Genomic DNA, 17827 nt, shown 5'->3' with positions numbered 1-17827 from the left:
GTCCAACCAAACCGATAACAGACGCGCAAGCGACTTTATCAAGCATCGGACGACACGTGGAGTGAGGCACCGCCTAGTATCCAACTGTGATGATATGTTCATCAATCCCGGATACTTTTTGGATGCTATTCGTCCCAATCAGATGCCAGCCTAGTGCTACATCACCTGGGGACGATGAGTAAGGGCATCCACATATTCCTTGCGATGGGGCATCATGCCCCAGCGTCAATATACAAACCGCATTGCCTCCGTTATTTCCCTCGATACGTTCTCAAACCACATCAGTTTCCTCTTTTGGGATAACGCGTTTTTGCTTATCTGAACGCCATTAATCCGCTGCCGGGCTTTTCTCTCCCCGGATTGTCGGTTAGCATCTGGGCAGACTAGAGATAATGAGATGATTTCTTTGAAAAGATGGCGTCTATTTCCACGCTCGTTGCGCCAATTGGTCGTAATGGCGTTCCTGCTGGTGCTGTTACCGCTGCTGGTATTGGCTTATCAGGCCTACCAAAGCCTGGATCATCTCAGCGCGCAGGCGGCGGATATCAACCGTACGACGCTGGTGGATGCCCGGCGCAGTGAGGCAATGACCAGCGTGGCGCTGGAAATGGAGCGCAGCTATCGTCAGTATTGCGTACTGGTCGATCCGACCCTGGAGCGGCTGTACCAGAACCAGCGTAAACAGTATTCACAAATGCTGGATGCCCACGCCCCGATCCTGCCGGACGAACGTTACTACCAGACACTTCGTAAACTGCTGACTCAGCTAGCCACTATCAAGTGCCAGAGCAGCGGGCCGGACAAGGACGCTTCACTACTGTTAGAGTCTTTTTCACATTCCAACGCCGAAATGGTCCAGGCCACCCGTACCGTAATCTTTTCCCGTGGGCAGCAACTGCAGCAGGCGATCGCCGAGCGTGGCCAATACTTTGGTTGGCAAGCGCTGTTGCTGTTCCTGGTCAGCGTGCTGTTGGTGGTGCTGTTTACCCGCATGATTATCGGGCCCGTCAAGGCCGTTGAGCGTATGATTAACCGCCTGGGGGAAGGGCGTCCCATCGGCATGACGGCATCCTTTAAAGGCCCGCGAGAACTGCGTTCTTTGGCTCAGCGGATTGTCTGGTTGAGCGAGCGCCTGGCCTGGCTGGAATCGCAGCGCCATGAGTTCCTGCGCCATATCTCCCATGAGCTGAAAACACCGCTGGCCAGCATGCGTGAAGGCACCGAGCTGTTGGCCGATGGTGTGGCAGGCCCGCTCACCTCCGATCAGAAAGAGGTGGTGGCGATCCTCGATCAGAGCAGCCGCCATCTGCAATTGCTGATTGAGCAACTGCTGGATTACAACCGCAAACTGGCAGATGGCCCGTCGGAACATGAAAACGTCGAGCTGGAAGAACTGGTGGATATGGTGGTCGCCGCCCACAGTTTGCCGGCACGTGCCAAGATGATCCGTACGGAAGTCAAACTTGAGGCGGAAATCTGCTGGGCAGAGCCTACGCTATTAATGCGCGTACTGGATAATCTCTACTCCAATGCGGTGCACTACGGCAAGGAATCCGGTAACATTTGGATCCGCAGCCGCCAGGTCGGCCAGCGGGTACAGATTGACGTTGCCAATACCGGCAGCGCGATCCCGCAAGCGGAACGAACCATGATTTTTGAGCCTTTTTTCCAGGGGAGTCACCAGAGAAAAGGGGCCGTTAAAGGAAGCGGACTGGGGCTGAGCATTGCACAGGACTGTATTCGCCGTATGCGTGGCGAATTGACATTGGTGGATCTCGCCGATGCCGACGTCTGCTTCCGTATTGAATTGCCATTAACCGCCGAGAATGAATAAATAATGTACACAGGGTCTAATCGCGCTTATCAATCGCAGACCGAAGGTTCACCGCGTGTTTCTCTACGCGCACCGCTCGGCAAACATTCGCTTTCTTTTTTGGGCACGATCCTTTTTGCCCCGTTTCTGCTGATTGGCTGTGTCGATCGTGCCGTCAGTAGCGGCCCAGCCCAGCAGCAACAGGAAGCGATCCCGGATACCAAGGTGGTGGATTACCGCATTGCGCCTTGCGATACGCTATGGCAGCTTGACGAAAAAGAAGCCTTGGAAAACTCACTCTTTTGGCTGCGGGCGATGGACTGCGCCGATCGTATCGGCTCCACGCAGGCCAGAGCGTTAGCGAAAACCCTGCCGGGCAACAATTGGCAGGACGTGTTCAAGCAAAGCATTTTGCTGGGCAGCGCTGAGCCGAGCTCGAGCGAGCGCCGTCAGATCATCGATCGTTTGAACAGCTATCGCCTCGAGTTCCCTAACTCGCTGCGTCCATTGCTGCAACTGTGGCGTCAGCAGCAGGCGTTGCAAGTGAGCCTGTTTGACGAGCGCGCGCGTTACCAGCACCTGCAGGAAAGTTCAGACAGTCAGATCGATTCGCTGCGCCAGAACCAGATCCATCTGCAAAGCCAGTTGCAGGAGACCTCCCGCAAACTGGAGAACCTGACCGATATCGAACGCCAGCTCTCGTCACGTAAGCAAATGCAGGGGGAAATCCCGGAAAGCAGCGTGGTGCAGCCTAAAGCCGAGCCTGCAGGCAAGCCCGCAGCGCCCGCCAAAGTGGCCGAGCCCGCAGAGCCAGCCCCGGTGACTGAAACCGGTACCGCCTTGCCGGTAGAGCCGGAAGAGACCTACACGCCGCCCGCGGCTAACAAGGAGTCCCCAGCGCAATGACAGCTCGCAAACCGGCCAATTTGTTGTTGGTTGACGACGATCCCAGCCTGCTCAAGCTGTTGGGAATGCGCCTGACCAGCGAAGGTTTTCACGTTACCACGGCGGAAAGCGGCCAAGAGGCTTTGCGCCTGCTGGCCCGCGAAAAGATCGACCTGGTGATCAGCGATCTGCGGATGGATGAAATGGACGGCATGGCGCTGTTTGCCGAGATCCAGAAATACCAGCCGGGGATGCCGGTGATTATCCTGACCGCCCACGGTTCTATCCCGGACGCGGTGGCGGCGACCCAGCAGGGGGTGTTCAGCTTCCTGACCAAGCCGGTCGATCGCGATGCGTTGTATAAGGCGATCGATGAAGCGCTATCGCTGTCGTCGATCCCTGCCGGCGATGACAGCTGGCGTGAGGATTTTGTCACCCGTAGCCCGATTATGCTGCGGCTGCTTGAACAGGCCAAGATGGTTGCCCAGTCGGACGTCAGCGTGCTGATCAACGGCCAAAGCGGCACCGGCAAAGAGGTGCTGGCACAGGCTATTCATGCGGCCAGCCCACGGGCCAAGAAAGCCTTTATCGCCATCAACTGCGGTGCGTTGCCGGAGCAGTTGCTGGAGTCGGAGCTGTTTGGCCATGCCAAAGGGGCGTTCACCGGTGCCGTCAGCAGCCGTGAAGGTTTGTTCCAGGCGGCAGAAGGGGGCACGCTGTTCCTGGATGAGATTGGCGATATGCCGCTCTCGCTGCAGGTAAAATTGCTACGTGTGTTGCAGGAACGCAAGGTGCGCCCACTAGGCAGCAACCGCGATCTGGATATTGACGTACGCATCATTTCTGCCACCCACCGCGATTTGCCTAAAGCGATGGTAAAAAACGAGTTCCGTGAAGATCTCTATTACCGTCTGAACGTGGTTAACCTGAAAATACCAGCGCTCAACGAGCGGGCCGAAGATATCCCGCTGCTGGCCAACCATCTGCTACGTGCTTCGGCGCTGCGCCACAAACCTTTTGTACGCAGTTTCTCCTCCGATGCCATGAAACGCCTGATGACCGCCAGCTGGCCCGGCAACGTGCGCCAGTTGGTGAACGTGATCGAGCAGTGCGTGGCATTGACTACGGCGCCGGTGATCAGTGAAGCGCTGGTTGAGCAGGCGCTGGAAGGGGAAAACACGGCGTTGCCAACCTTTGTCGAGGCGCGCAACCAGTTTGAATTACACTATCTACGTAAACTGTTGCAGATCACCAAGGGTAACGTTACCCAGGCCGCGCGCATGGCGGGCCGTAACCGTACTGAGTTCTATAAATTGTTGTCGCGCCATGAACTGGATGCCAACGATTTCAAAGAATGATGTTTTCTTTTCTGAACCTGCATGCGCAGGTTCTCAACAAAGTAGCCGGAATGATTTACACTCCGGTTTCTTTGTTGTGGCATGGCAGACCATAGAGATATGAGCAGATCACTTTCCATTGCGTTGGCCCAGCTGAATTTGCTGGTGGGCGATATTGAAGGCAACAGCGAGCGCATGTTGCAAACCGTGCAGGAGCAGAAGAAGGCGGGAGCCGATCTGGTCATGTTCAGCGAACTGGCGCTGTCCGGCTATCCGCCGGAAGACCTGCTGTACCGTGATGATTTCTACCAGCGTTGCGATACCCAGCTAAGCCGCTTGCAGCAGGCCTCCGCCGATGTGGCGATCCTGGTCGGCCACCCGTGGCGTGAAGACGGCAAGCTGTATAACGCGCTGTCCCTGTTCTCTGAGGGGGCTTTGCAGGCTCGTTACTTCAAGCAACAGTTGCCTAACTACGGCGTATTCGATGAGAAGCGCTACTTCCATGCGGGTGATAAAAACTGCGTGGTGGAGCTGAAAGGTTACCGCCTGGGGCTGCTGATCTGCGAAGATCTGTGGTTCCCGGAACCGGTCGATGCGGCGAAAGCGGCGGGGGCAGAGATCCTGCTGTCGATCAACGCTTCCCCGTATAACCGCGAAAAGCCGTATATCCGCAAAACCCTGATGTCCGGCCACTGCCAGCGTACAGGGTTGCCGTTGGTCTATCTGAATCAGATCGGTGGGCAGGACGAACTGATTTTCGACGGCTGTTCAAAAGTCTTTGATGCCGCTGGCAATATGACTCATCGCCTGGCGGCTTTCGCCGAGCAGGTGACTCTGCTTGAGTTCAAAGGCCTGGAAGTGGTGCCGATGACGGCTCCGGCGGCAGAGTTGCCACAGCTGGCGCAGGTGTATGAAGCGCTGGTGCTGGCCGTACGCGACTATGTGACCAAAAACGGTTTCAAAGGCGCGGTGCTGGGCTTGTCCGGTGGGATCGACTCGGCGCTGACCCTGGCGATCGCCGTGGATGCGTTGGGCAAAGACAAGGTTCAGGCCTTGATGATGCCGTTCCGCTATACGGCAGATATCAGCATCGCCGATGCCAAGGAAGAGGCCGAAATCCTCGGCATCGAATTTGACATCGTCTCGATTGAACCCATGTTCGACGCCTTTATGGGCCAGCTCGCCCCGATGTTTGCCGATACCGCACGGGATACCACCGAAGAAAACCTGCAGGCCCGCTGCCGTGGCGTGGTGCTGATGGCGCTGTCTAACAAACGCGGCAGCATCGTGTTAACCACGGGTAACAAAAGCGAGGTGGCTGTCGGTTATTGCACGCTGTATGGTGATATGGCTGGTGGCTTCGACGTATTGAAAGATGTGCCGAAAACCCTGGTGTTCAAGCTTTCCGAATACCGTAATACCGTCTCCTACGTGATCCCTCAACGGGTGATCGATCGTCCACCGTCTGCCGAGCTGGCGCCGGATCAGCTCGATCAGGATAGCCTGCCACCGTATGACATTCTGGATGCTATTCTGGAAGGTTATGTCGAGCGCGATAAATCGGTCGCCGATCTGGTTGCTGAGGGCTTTGAAGAAGCCGTGGTGCGCAAGGTGATCCGCCTGGTGGACATCAACGAGTACAAACGCCGTCAGGCCGCCGTCGGGCCGCGCATTACCGCCCGTAACTTTGGCAAAGACCGCCGCTATCCGATCACCTCAGGCTTTGGCCGTAAAAATTGGTAATTAAGGAATAAAAATGAAAAAAATTGACGCGATTATCAAGCCCTTCAAACTGGATGACGTGCGTGAAGCACTGGCCGAAGTAGGCATCACCGGCATGACGGTGACCGAAGTGAAAGGCTTTGGTCGCCAGAAGGGCCATACCGAGCTGTACCGTGGTGCCGAGTATATGGTCGACTTCCTGCCAAAGGTTAAAATCGAGATCGTGGTAGCTGACGATATCGTGGATACCTGTGTGGAAACCATCATGCAGACAGCGCAGACCGGTAAAATTGGCGACGGTAAAATCTTTGTCTTCGACGTGGCCCGTGTAGTGCGTATCCGTACTGGCGAGCAGGACGAAGAAGCGATTTAATCAAAGCCCTAACAGGCTCACAACCAAGGCGCGGCTTAGCTGCGCCTTGGTTGTTTTTGTGCACTCCCTCCCTCTTTGCGTTCTAAAAAAGCGAACGACATCGCGTTTTTCACACATTTCCTGATGGCTTACCGGTGAGCATCTACACTCAAACCAACTGTTTTGTTTGAGATTGCTACCATGATGACGTTACGCCAAATCCGCCATTTTATTGCCGTGGCCGAAACCGGGTCGATCTCGGCGGCGGCGCAGGCGGTGTTTGTGTCACAGTCTTCGCTCACGCTGGCGATCCAGCAGTTGGAAACCGACATTGGCGTCCGGTTGTTCGAGCGCCACGCCAAGGGAATGAACCTGACCCACCAGGGGCACCAGTTCTTGCGCCAGTCGTACCTGATCCTGGCAACGGTGGATAATGCCAAGCGCAGCCTGCAACTGGGCACTGAAAGCCTGAGCGGCAAACTGACCATCGGCGTCACCAGTCTGGTGGCGGGATATTTTCTGGTGGAACTGCTCAAGCGCTTCAAGTCTGCCTATCCCAACGTGACTATCCAGGTGATTGAGGACGAAAGGCCCTATATCGAGCATTTGCTGGTGAGCGGTGAAATCGATATCGGGGTGCTGATCCTGTCGAACATTGAAGATCGCGACGCCTTACAGACCGAAGTGCTGATGCACTCCCCGTATCGCCTGTGGCTACCGCCGCTGCACCCGCTGCTGGAGCACGAAAGCATCGGTTTGGCAGACGTGGCCAAACAGCCGCTGATCCAGCTCAACGTCGATGAAATGGACGTTCATGCCCGACGCATCTGGGGACGCGCGGGCCTGAAGCCGGAGATCGCCATGAAAACTGCCTCCACCGAAGCGGTGCGTAGCCTGGTGGCGGCGGGCATGGGCATTGCCATCCTGCCGGATATGGCTTACCGCGCCTGGTCGCTGGAGGGCAACATGATTGAGGCGCGCAAGCTGGTGGATTTGCTGGAACCGCTGGATATCGGCCTGGCCTGGCGGCGTGGCAGTGCGCGGCCTGAATTGGTAACCCCATTCCTCACCATTGCGCGGGAGAACAGCAAAACGAACATGACCGGCCTCAAGCATTCGATTTAATCGAACGCTGCCTTCAGTATTTAGAATTTGTTGTCCGCAGTGCGCTCGCTTAGTCTGATTAAAACTAACTTATCACATTTAGTTAACGTTTTTGTCACATGAGGCGGCGCAATGGCAGAGCTACAGTTGGTTTCCGGTTTATCCTGTCGGCAATTCATTAACGGCGAGTCGCTCGAGGGTGAAGGCCATCAGGAGACCATTGTTAATCCTGCCAACGGTGAAACCCTGGTTTCCATTGCCGAGGCAACGCCAACCCAGGTGGGGCGCGCAGTTGCCGCCGCGCAGCAGGCATTTCCCCACTGGTCACGCACCACTCCCGCTTTCCGAGCAACAATCCTGCTGCGTATTGCCGATGCCATCGAACGGCAGGCAGAACATCTGGCGCGCCTTGAAGCGCTGAACTGCGGTAAACCTTTCCATCAGGCACTGAACGACGATCTGCCCGCAGCCATTGACGTATTCCGCTTCTTCGCCGGGGCCGTGCGCACCCAGCAAGGCCAGTTGGCAGGTGAATATGTTGAGGGCCATACCTCCATGATCCGGCGTGACCCGGTCGGCGTGGTGGCCTCCATCGCACCATGGAATTATCCGCTGATGATGGCGGCCTGGAAGATTGCTCCGGCGCTTGCAGCCGGCAACACCGTAGTATTCAAGCCCTCCGAACATACGCCATTGACCATTCTGGCCTTGGTGCCTGCGTTGCAGGAAATCCTGCCGCCAGGCGTGTTGAACATTGTCTACGGCGGTGGCGAAGGGGTGGGCAGCCATCTGGTTGGTCATCCGCAGGTTCGTTTAGTGTCGGTTACCGGCGATATCGTTACCGGGCAAAAAATCTTGCAGGCGGCGGTCAAAAGCGTCAAGCGCACCCACCTGGAACTGGGCGGTAAAGCCCCGGTGATCGTCTGTGACGATGCCGATCTGGATGAGGTCGTCAGCAGTATCCGTACCTTCGGTTACTACAATGCCGGGCAGGATTGCACCGCTGCCTGCCGCATTTACGCCCAGGCAGGCATCTATCCGAAGCTGGTGGAAGCCTTGGGGGAAGCGGTCGCCAGCCTACGTTTTGCCCGCAAGCGTGATGAAGATAATGAAATCGGCCCGCTGATCAGCAGCCGCCAGCGTGACAGGGTCGCCAGCTTTGTCGAACGGGCTCTCAGCCAGCCACATATCGAATTGATTACTGGTGCGGCGGCACACTCTGGCCCCGGCTTTTACTATCAGCCCACGTTATTGGCTGGCTGCCTGCAAACCGATGAAATCGTCCAGCGTGAAGTGTTTGGCCCGGTGGTCAGCGTGACGCGTTTCGACACCCTGGAGCAGGCGGTGACCTGGGCCAACGATTCCGAATACGGTCTGGCCTCCTCGGTGTGGACACAGAATATCGACCGCGCGCTGCATATCGCGGCGCATCTGCAATATGGCAGCACCTGGATCAACACCCACTTTACGCTGGCGAGCGAAATGCCTCACGGCGGCTTAAAGCGCTCCGGCTACGGCAAAGATCTCTCCAGCGATTCATTACAGGATTACAGCGTTGTCCGGCACGTGATGGCGAAGTTCAAGGCTTCCTTCTAGCCACACGGCCGATAAAAAATCGGCGGCAACCGTTCCTTGCCGCATACCAACATGCAACACAGGGGTAATTACGATGGGAAAAACACACGCAATCACCACAGTCACCGCACTCTGTATGACGATCCTTTGCGGTATGGCTCAGGCCGCCGATACGCCACAGCCGTTGGGCAAGGGGGAAGGGCGGTTGGACATCATCGCCTGGCCCGGCTACATCGAACGTGGTCAGTCCGACAAGAACTACGACTGGGTGACCCAGTTTGAGAAACAGACCGGCTGCGCGGTGAATGTGAAAACCGCCGCGACCTCGGATGAAATGGTCAGCTTGATGGCAAAAGGCGGTTACGATCTGGTGACCGCTTCTGGCGATGCCTCGCTGCGCCTGATCTACGGCAAACGCGTGCAGCCAATCAATACCGCGCTGATCCCTAACTGGCAGAATATCGACCCACGCCTGATAAACGGCCCTTGGTACAACGTGGCGGGCAAAACCTACGGTACGCCATATCAGTGGGGGCCAAACCTGCTGATGTATAACACCAAAACCTTCCCGACGCCGCCAGACAGCTGGGCTGTGGTGTTCCAGCAGCAAAACCTGCCGGACGGCAAGACCAATCAAGGCCGGGTGCAGGCTTACGACGGCCCAATCTATATCGCCGATGCGGCGCTGTTCCTGAAAGCGACTCAACCCCAGCTTGGCATCACCGACCCTTACCAACTGAACGAAGAGCAGTATCAGGCGGCACTGAAACTGCTGCGCAGCCAGCACGCGCTGATCCACCGTTACTGGCATGACACCTCGGTACAGATGAGCGATTTCAAAAACGAAGGCGTGGTGGCTTCCAGCGCCTGGCCATACCAGGCCAATGCCCTGAAAGGCGAAGGCCAGCCTATCGCTACCGTATTCCCGAAAGAAGGGGTTACCGGCTGGGCGGATACCACCATGTTGCACGCCGAGGCCAAGCATCCAAGCTGCGCCTACCAGTGGATGAACTGGTCGCTGGAACCGAAGGTACAGGGTGACGTTGCGGCCTGGTTTGGCTCGTTACCGGCAGTTCCTGCCGGTTGCAAAGCCAGCACCTTGCTCGGTGACAAAGGGTGTGAAACCAACGGTTTCAACCAGTTTGACAAAATTGCCTTCTGGAAAACGCCACAGGCCGAGGGCGGCAAGTTCGTCCCTTATAGCCGCTGGACCCAGGACTACATCGCCATCATGGGCGGTAGATAACCCTTATAGCTCTCACCTGCGAGCGCCAGACGGCTCCCCTGTGGGGACCGATCGAGTTTGCTGAGATGACTTTTTTACTTCCAAAAGAGCAGGGACTAACAGCTCCCTCTCCCTTTGGGAGAGGGTTGGGGTGAGGGGCAACATTTTGGAGCGTACATCATGACCATTGCTGTGCAATTTATCGATGTCTCGCGCATTTTCGGCGATGTTCGCGCCGTAGATCGGGTTTCTGTTGAAATACAGGACGGCGAGTTTTTCTCCATGCTTGGGCCTTCAGGCTCGGGTAAAACCACCTGCCTGCGGCTGATCGCTGGCTTTGAACAACTTAGCTCCGGCTCCATCCGCATTCATGGGCAAGAGGCGAGCAATCTGCCACCTTACCAGCGCGATGTGAATACCGTGTTCCAGGACTATGCGCTGTTCCCACACATGTCGGTGCTGGAGAACGTGGCGTACGGCCTGATGGTGAAAGGCGTTGCCAAGCGTGAACGGCTGGCGCGGGCGAATCAGGCATTGGAAAGCGTGGCATTGGGGTTTGCTGCCGAACGTAAACCGGCGCACCTTTCCGGTGGCCAACGTCAGCGCGTGGCTCTGGCTCGTGCATTGGTCAATCGCCCACGCGTGCTGCTGCTGGACGAACCGCTTGGGGCGTTGGACCTGAAATTGCGTGAGCAGATGCAGGGGGAGTTGAAGAAGCTGCAACGCCAACTGGGAATCACCTTTATCTTCGTTACGCACGATCAAAGCGAAGCCCTGTCGATGTCCGATCGGGTGGCGGTATTTAACAATGGCCGCATTGAGCAGGTAGATGCGCCTCGCGAACTGTATATGCGGCCAAGAACGCCGTTTGTCGCCGAGTTTGTCGGCACGTCCAACGTGGTACGCAGCGAATTGGCGGAGCGGTTGCTGGGGCAATCGGCCACCTTTTCGATCCGCCCGGAGCATATCCGCCTGCTGGATCAAAGCGGCGCAACGCAGGGGGAAGTTCAGGTTCAGGGTACCTTGCAGGATATCCATTACCAAGGGGCGGCGACACGCTATGAAATCGCCCTGAGCAGCGGTGAGAAACTGCTGGTCAGCCAGGCTAACCCGCAGTGGCAGGCCGTGGCACAGCAGCGCCTGATCGGTCAGCCGGTCACCGCCTGTTGGGCCAGAGAGGCAATGGTGCCGCTGCTGGAGGAGAGGTGAGATGGACATGAGCATCGAGCAGCCGGCAGCGCCCGGCGGTAAAATTCGCGCGATTTCCACCTACCTGTACCGCAAGCCAACGCTGTATCTGCTGCTGTTGCTGGTGCCGCCGCTGCTGTGGTTTGGGGCGGTGTATCTGGGCTCGCTGCTGACCCTGCTGTGGCAAGGTTTTTACACCTTCGACGATTTCACCATGACGGTGACGCCGGATCTGACCTTCGCCAACCTGAGCGCGCTGTTCAACCCGGCCAACTACGACATCATCGTCCGTACGCTGACCATGGCGGTGGTCGTTTCGCTGGCCAGTGCGGTATTGGCATTCCCCATCGCCTATTACATGGCCCGATACACCAGCGGCAAGGTAAAAGCGTTCTTTTATATCGCCGTGATGATGCCGATGTGGGCCAGCTACATCGTTAAAGCCTATGCCTGGACGCTATTGCTGGCGAAAGACGGCGTGGCGCAGTGGTTCCTGCAACATATGGGGCTGGAGCCGGTATTGGCGAGCATTCTGAGCATTCCCGGCGTAGGGGGTAATACGCTATCCACCTCCGGTCTTGGGCGCTTCCTGGTGTTTGTCTATATTTGGCTGCCGTTCATGATCTTACCGATCCAGGCGGCGTTAGAGCGCTTGCCGCCTTCGTTACTGCACGCTTCTGCGGATCTGGGCGCGCGCCCGTCCCAAACGTTCCGCTATGTGATCCTGCCGCTGGCGGTACCGGGTATCGCAGCCGGTTCCATCTTCACTTTTTCGCTGACGCTGGGTGACTTTATCGTGCCGCAGCTGGTGGGGCCGCCGGGCTACTTTATCGGCAGCATGGTGTATGCCCAACAGGGGGCGATCGGCAATATGCCGATGGCGGCCGCCTTTACGCTGGTGCCGATCGTCCTGATCGCCATTTATCTCTCGATTGTGAAACGCCTGGGGGCCTTCGATGCACTCTGAACGCGCGCCGTTAGGGCTGAAACTGGCCGCCTGGGGTGGCCTGATCTTCCTGCACTTCCCGATAGTGATTATTGCCATGTACGCCTTCAATACCGAAGACGCGGCATTCAGCTTCCCGCCGCGGGGCTTCACCCTGCATTGGTTCAGCGTGGCGGCGGGGCGGCAGGACATTATTGATGCGGTACTGCTTTCGGTACAGATCGCCTGCCTGGCCACGGCGATTGCGCTGGTGCTCGGCACGCTGGCCGCAGCGGCGCTGTATCGCCGGGATTTCTTCGGCAAGGACAGCATCTCTTTGCTGCTGCTGTTACCTATTGCCTTGCCGGGGATCGTCACCGGTCTGGCATTGCTGGCGGCGTTTAAGGCGCTGAACATCGAACCGGGGATCATGACGATCGTCATCGGCCATGCCACCTTCTGCGTGGTGATCGTGTTCAACAACGTGATCGCCCGCTTCCGCCGTACCTCACACAGCCTGATCGAAGCCTCGATGGATTTGGGGGCCGATGGCTGGCAGACCTTCCGTTACGTGATCTTGCCGAATCTGGGCTCGGCACTGCTGGCGGGGGGGATGCTGGCGTTTGCCCTGTCATTCGACGAAATCATTGTGACCACTTTCACCGCCGGGCACGAACGTACGCTGCCGCTGTGGCTGCTGAACCAGTTGGGCCGCCCGCGTGATGTGCCGATCACCAACGTGGTCGCGTTGTCGGTGATGGTATTGACGATGTTCCCGATCCTGGGCGCGTACTACCTGACCAAAGGCGGAGAAAGCGTCGCAGGCAGCGGTAAATAGCACCTCAATTCCTAAATAGCTTATGCCAATATTTCAAAGGATAACCCTATGCAAAGCCAACTGCTGATTAATGGTCAACTGGTTACCGGCCAGGGCGAAAAGTTGCCGGTCTACAACCCGGCAACGGGAGAAGTGATTGTTCAAGTGGCCGAGGCCAGCGCACAGCAGGTTGAAGAGGCCGTGCAGGCCGCCGATGCGGCGTTTGAACAGTGGGGGCAAACTACCCCGAAAGAGCGTGCCGAACACTTACTGGCGCTGGCGGACGTGATTGACCAGCATGCGGAAACCTTCGCCAAACTGGAGTCCCTCAACTGCGGCAAGCCTTATCACTGTGCGCTGAATGACGAACTGCCTGCGGTGGCCGATGTCTTCCGCTTCTTTGCCGGTGCCAGCCGTTGCCTGAGTGGCATGGCGGCCGGTGAATATCTGGCGGGGCACACTTCGATGATCCGCCGCGATCCGTTGGGCGTGGTGGCTTCGATTGCTCCCTGGAATTACCCACTGATGATGGCCGCCTGGAAGTTGGCACCCGCGTTGGCGGCAGGGAACTGCGTGGTGATCAAACCTTCTGAACAGACGCCGTTAACCACTTTCAAGCTGGCCGAACTGGCCGCTGGCGTGTTCCCGCCGGGCGTACTCAACGTGCTGTTTGGCCGTGGTGCCAGCGTGGGCGATGTGCTGACCGGACATGACAAGGTGCGCATGGTCTCTCTTACCGGCTCTATTGCTACCGGTGAGCATATCATTGCCCATACCGCTCCAGGGATTAAACGCACCCATATGGAGCTGGGCGGCAAAGCGCCGGTAATCGTCTTCGATGATGCCGACATTCAGCAGGTTGTTGACGGCATCCGCACCTTCGGTTTTTACAATGCCGGGCAGGATTGCACCGCTGCCTGCCGGATCTATGCGCAAAAAGGCATTTACCCAAAGCTGGTGAAAGCGCTGGGTGAAGCGGTGGCCAGCTTGAAGATCGGGCCACCGGAAGACAGCAGTACCGAATTAGGGCCGTTGATCACTTCCCAGCATCTGGAGCGGGTGATTGGCTTTGTTGAGCGGGCCAAAGCACTGCCTCATATCCAGGTGGTCACCGGGGGCGAAAAAGTCGCTGGCCCTGGCTTCTATTTCCAACCAACGCTGTTGGCAGGCGCGCGCCAGGAAGATGAGATTGTCCAGCGTGAAGTGTTTGGCCCAGTAGTGACGGTGACGGAATTCGACGACGAGGCGCAGGTACTGGCCTGGGCCAACGCCTCCAATTACGGTCTTGCTTCCTCTTTGTGGACGCGTGACGTAGGGCGTGCCCATCGCCTGAGCGCGCGTTTGCAGTATGGCTGCACCTGGGTGAACACCCACTTTATGCTGGTGAGCGAAATGCCGCACGGCGGGCAGAAGCTGTCGGGCTATGGCAAAGACATGTCGATGTACGGGCTGGAGGATTACACCACCATTCGCCATGTGATGTTCAAACACTAATCTGCTTGATCTGGTAGGATTTATACGCACAATAACGCGGCTCTCAGGCTGGCTTCGGCTGGCCTGATAATAATAAAGAATAAAAGGACGCTTTTATGGCTATCACCCGTCGCGATTTTCTTAATGGGGTGGCGATCACCATCGCCGCCGGGCTTACGCCGATGCAGATCCTGCGCGCATCGCCGCAAGCCGCCCATCAAACCCTGTATTACCCACCCGCGTTAACTGGTCTGCGTGGCAATCACCCAGGCTCATTCGAACATGCCCACCAACTGGGGCGTGATGGCAAAACCTTTGATTTTGGCAACCTGCCAATCGAAGAAGAATTCGATCTGGTGATCGTCGGCGCTGGCATCAGCGGCCTGGCGGCGGCCTGTTTCTGGCAGCAAATGAAGGGCAAACAGCAACGTATTTTGCTGATTGATAACCATGATGACTTTGGCGGCCACGCCAAGCGTAACGAATTCAGCAGTGAGAACGGCACCCTCCTCGGTTACGGGGGCAGCGAATCGTTACAGTCGCCGCGTTCCAACTTCAGCCCGGTAGCCATGGGGTTGCTGAAAAATCTGGGCGTTAGCCTGGACGGTATGGAAAAGGCCTTCGACACCACTTTCTATCCGGACCTCAATCTCAGCCGTGGCGTCTACTTCGATCGCCAGAACTTTGGCGTTGATAAGGTAGTGAGTGGCGATCCGGGCCGAGTGGTGGCGGATGATATTCCGCGTGATCGCCTCAATGGTCGCTCTTATGAAGATTTTATCAACGACTTCCCGTTGCCGCAGGCCGATCGCCAGGCCTTGATTGCGTTGCACACCGTCGAAAAAGACTACCTGCCGGGCCTGAGCCAGGAAGAGAAGGTAGCCTGGTTGGACAAGCACAGCTATAGCCAGTTCCTGCGCGAGAAAGTGGGGCTGAGCGAAATGGCGATCCGCTATTTCCAGCAAACCACCAACGATTTTCAGGCCGTCGGCATTGATGCGACTTCTTGCAGCGATGCCCGCATCTGTGATCTACCAGGCTTGAACGGTATGAACCTGCCGCCGCTGGATGAGGAATCGCAGGCCGATCTTGACGATCCCTATGTATTCCACTTCCCGGATGGCAATGCCACGCTGGCTCGCCTGATGGTGCGTCATTTGATCCCGGCGGTGGCTCCGGGTGGCAAAGATATGAACGACGTCATCCTAGCTCAGTTTGATTACAGCCAGCTGGATCGCCCCGAGTCACCGGTGAAACTACGCTTGAACAGCACCGGGCTGCACGTGGCCAACGTGGGTGATAAGGCCGAGGTGACCTATATCAACGGCGAGAAGATGGTCAAAGTGCGGGCCGGGCAGGTGGTGATGGCCGGTTACAATATGATGATCCCTTATCTGATCCCGGAAATGTCTCACGAGCAGCAAGAGGCGCTGAAGCAGAACGTCAAATCGCCATTGGTGTACAGTAAGGTGGTGATCCGCAACTGGCAGCCGTTTATCAAACTGGGAGTGCACGAAGTCTATGCCCCGACCGCGCCTTATAGCCGGGTGAAATTGGACTACCCGGTAAGCATGGGGGGATATCAGCACCCACGCGATCCAAACCAGCCTATCGGGCTGCATATGGTGTATGTGCCGACATTGCCCGGCAGCGGCCTTAGCCCGCGTGAACAGTCGCGCAAAGGGCGAGCGCTGTTGCTAGGAACCCCGTTTGAGGTACATGAGAAGATGATCCGTGAGCAGCTGCAGGGAATGTTAGGTGATGCCGGATTTGATCATCAGCGGGATATTCAGGCGATCACCGTCAACCGCTGGTCGCACGGTTACTCCTATTTCCTCAACGGTATGTTCGATGATGAAGATGAGGCTAAAAAGATTATCGAAACCGCGCGGCAGCCGATCGGCAAGATCGTCATTGCCAATTCCGATTCCGACTGGAGCCCGTATGCCAACTCGGCGATCGATCAGGCTTGGCGAGCCGTGAATGAACTGGCCTACGGCAAGGTTGCTGCCAAGGAGGGGGTATGACATTACGTCCGTGGTATCTGATGCTGTTGCTGGCTGGTGGCTCGGCTCACGCCATGTCCGCCGGGGAATACGTGGCCAAGGCAGGGGACTGTACGGCTTGCCATACCGCTCCGGGTGGTAAGGAACTGGCGGGCGGGATGAAGTTCCCAACGCCGGTAGGGGATATCTATGCCACCAATATTACGCCCGATAAACAGCAAGGTATTGGCAGCTACAGCTTTGCAGAGTTCGATCGTGCCATGCGGCAGGGCGTGGCCAAAGATGGGCATCGTCTGTATCCCGCCATGCCTTATACCTCCTACGCCAAAATGAGCGAGCAGGACATGCGTGCTCTGTATGACTACCTGATGCACGAAGTCCCGGCGCAAGACACTGCCAACCGGGAAAGCGATATCAGCTGGCCAATGTCCATGCGTTGGCCGTTAGCGGTATGGAATACGCTGTTCCATGAAGACCAAACCTATCAGCCAGACAGTAAGCAAAGCGCCCAGTGGAATCGCGGTGCTTATCTGGTACAGGGGCTGGGCCACTGTGGCAGTTGCCATACTCCGCGCGGCTGGGCGATGCAGGAAAAAGGGCTGGATAACCAATCCCCTGAGTTCCTGAGCGGCGCAGAGTTGGATGGTTGGTATGCCCCGAGCCTGCGTGGGTTGAAGCCGGATGATGTGGTTGCGCTGCTGAAAAGCGGCCGTAGCCAACACGCGGCTGTGGCCGGGCCGATGAGCGACGTGGTGGCGCATAGCACGCAATACCTCAGTGATGACGATTTAAAGGCTATCGCGCAGTATGTACACAGCCTGGAGATAGAGGCACCGAAACCTGTAGCAACCATGGCGGCATCAAGCGCGAGCATGGCTTCTGGCGGGCAGATCTATGCGATGTACTGTTCAACTTGCCATGGCAATAAGGGGGAGGGGAGCGACAACGTCATACCTGCTCTGGCGGGCAATCTGTCGGTGACGGCGGATAATCCGCTGACTGCCTTGCGCGTGGTGCTGGAGGGGGCGCATACGCCCGTCACCCAACATGCACCATCGATCGTTATGCCGGGCTATGGCTGGGTGCTCAACGATCAGAAGGCTGCCGATCTGATGAGCTATCTGCGCGGGAGCTGGGGGAACCAGGCTGCGCCGGTGACGGCGGAACAGGTACGGGATGCGTGGAAGCTGACTAAATAACAGAGTGTTGCGGTGTGTTACTCTGTGCTTGTTTTATAGGGTTCGAACATGTTCGAACCCTATAACTTCAGCCACTCTCATCGAATGCCACCTCCAGATTGTCGAAGCGCCGTATATCGTACCCAGGCAAACCCCACCGTATACACCAAATTAACATCATGTCTGCGATATCTGATGCAGCTAATTAAAAAATAATTAACCATCGT

14 protein-coding genes are annotated in these 17827 nt (G+C 57.0%); all 14 read left to right on the top strand.

Translation table 11 applies throughout. The features are described from left to right. The first annotated feature begins 397 nt into the window (after positions 1 to 397). The 14 genes from KGP16_RS19885 (at position 398) to KGP16_RS19820 (ending at position 17621) form a co-directional block, all read left to right on the top strand. A complete protein-coding gene (locus KGP16_RS19885; RefSeq protein ID WP_037376562.1) occupies positions 398 to 1834 on the top strand; it encodes a HAMP domain-containing sensor histidine kinase in 1437 nt (478 codons plus the stop codon). Between the two features lie 3 nt (positions 1835 to 1837). Further along, on the top strand, positions 1838 to 2719 hold the full coding sequence (gene qseG / locus KGP16_RS19880) for a two-component system QseEF-associated lipoprotein QseG (RefSeq protein ID WP_094982603.1): 882 nt from the start codon (positions 1838 to 1840) through the stop codon (positions 2717 to 2719). Then, on the top strand, positions 2716 to 4056 hold the full coding sequence (gene glrR / locus KGP16_RS19875) for a two-component system response regulator GlrR (protein WP_021178888.1): 1341 nt from the start codon (positions 2716 to 2718) through the stop codon (positions 4054 to 4056). The genes qseG and glrR overlap by 4 nt, the downstream gene beginning before the upstream one ends. A gap of 99 nt (positions 4057 to 4155) precedes the next feature. Then, on the top strand, positions 4156 to 5778 hold the full coding sequence (locus KGP16_RS19870) for an NAD+ synthase (RefSeq protein ID WP_021807698.1): 1623 nt from the start codon (positions 4156 to 4158) through the stop codon (positions 5776 to 5778). 13 nt (positions 5779 to 5791) lie between these two features. Next, positions 5792 to 6130 carry a nitrogen regulatory protein P-II gene (gene glnB / locus KGP16_RS19865; RefSeq protein WP_004847623.1) on the top strand — a complete coding sequence of 113 codons (339 nt, stop codon included), beginning with the start codon at positions 5792 to 5794 and terminating at the stop codon, positions 6128 to 6130. Between the two features lie 180 nt (positions 6131 to 6310). Further along, the gene (locus KGP16_RS19860; protein WP_021807699.1) at positions 6311 to 7234 is read left to right on the top strand and encodes a LysR substrate-binding domain-containing protein; all 924 of its coding nucleotides are present in this window, start codon (positions 6311 to 6313) and stop codon (positions 7232 to 7234) included. A 111-nt stretch (positions 7235 to 7345) separates the two neighbouring features. Next, positions 7346 to 8809, top strand: a complete 1464-nt coding sequence (locus tag KGP16_RS19855) for a gamma-aminobutyraldehyde dehydrogenase (protein ID WP_021807700.1) — start codon at positions 7346 to 7348, stop codon at positions 8807 to 8809. 115 nt (positions 8810 to 8924) lie between these two features. Further along, positions 8925 to 10034 carry a putative ABC transporter substrate-binding protein YdcS gene (ydcS, locus tag KGP16_RS19850; RefSeq protein ID WP_371822716.1) on the top strand — a complete coding sequence of 370 codons (1110 nt, stop codon included), beginning with the start codon at positions 8925 to 8927 and terminating at the stop codon, positions 10032 to 10034. Between the two features lie 159 nt (positions 10035 to 10193). Continuing rightward, positions 10194 to 11222 carry an ABC transporter ATP-binding protein gene (locus KGP16_RS19845; RefSeq protein ID WP_021178883.1) on the top strand — a complete coding sequence of 343 codons (1029 nt, stop codon included), beginning with the start codon at positions 10194 to 10196 and terminating at the stop codon, positions 11220 to 11222. 1 nt (position 11223) lies between these two features. Continuing rightward, positions 11224 to 12168 (top strand): ABC transporter permease, encoded by a 945-nt coding sequence (locus tag KGP16_RS19840; RefSeq protein ID WP_021807702.1) that lies wholly within the window; start codon positions 11224 to 11226, stop codon positions 12166 to 12168. Continuing rightward, positions 12158 to 12964 carry an ABC transporter permease gene (locus tag KGP16_RS19835; protein ID WP_021178881.1) on the top strand — a complete coding sequence of 269 codons (807 nt, stop codon included), beginning with the start codon at positions 12158 to 12160 and terminating at the stop codon, positions 12962 to 12964. The genes KGP16_RS19840 and KGP16_RS19835 overlap by 11 nt, the downstream gene beginning before the upstream one ends. 48 nt (positions 12965 to 13012) lie before the next feature. Then, entirely contained in the window at positions 13013 to 14437 is a 1425-nt protein-coding gene (patD, locus tag KGP16_RS19830) for an aminobutyraldehyde dehydrogenase (protein WP_021807703.1), read from the top strand. Between the two features lie 95 nt (positions 14438 to 14532). Next, positions 14533 to 16443, top strand: a complete 1911-nt coding sequence (locus KGP16_RS19825; protein WP_223500235.1) for an FAD/NAD(P)-binding protein — start codon at positions 14533 to 14535, stop codon at positions 16441 to 16443. Continuing rightward, positions 16440 to 17621 (top strand): cytochrome c, encoded by a 1182-nt coding sequence (locus KGP16_RS19820; protein ID WP_071683927.1) that lies wholly within the window; start codon positions 16440 to 16442, stop codon positions 17619 to 17621. Before KGP16_RS19825 ends, KGP16_RS19820 begins: the two co-directional genes overlap by 4 nt. The last annotated feature ends 206 nt before the right edge of the window (positions 17622 to 17827 follow it).

Source organism: Serratia sp. JSRIV006 (assembly GCF_019968685.1).
Classification (GTDB): domain Bacteria; phylum Pseudomonadota; class Gammaproteobacteria; order Enterobacterales; family Enterobacteriaceae; genus Chania; species Chania fonticola_B.
This window is presented reverse-complemented; position numbering and strand designations above follow the sequence as displayed.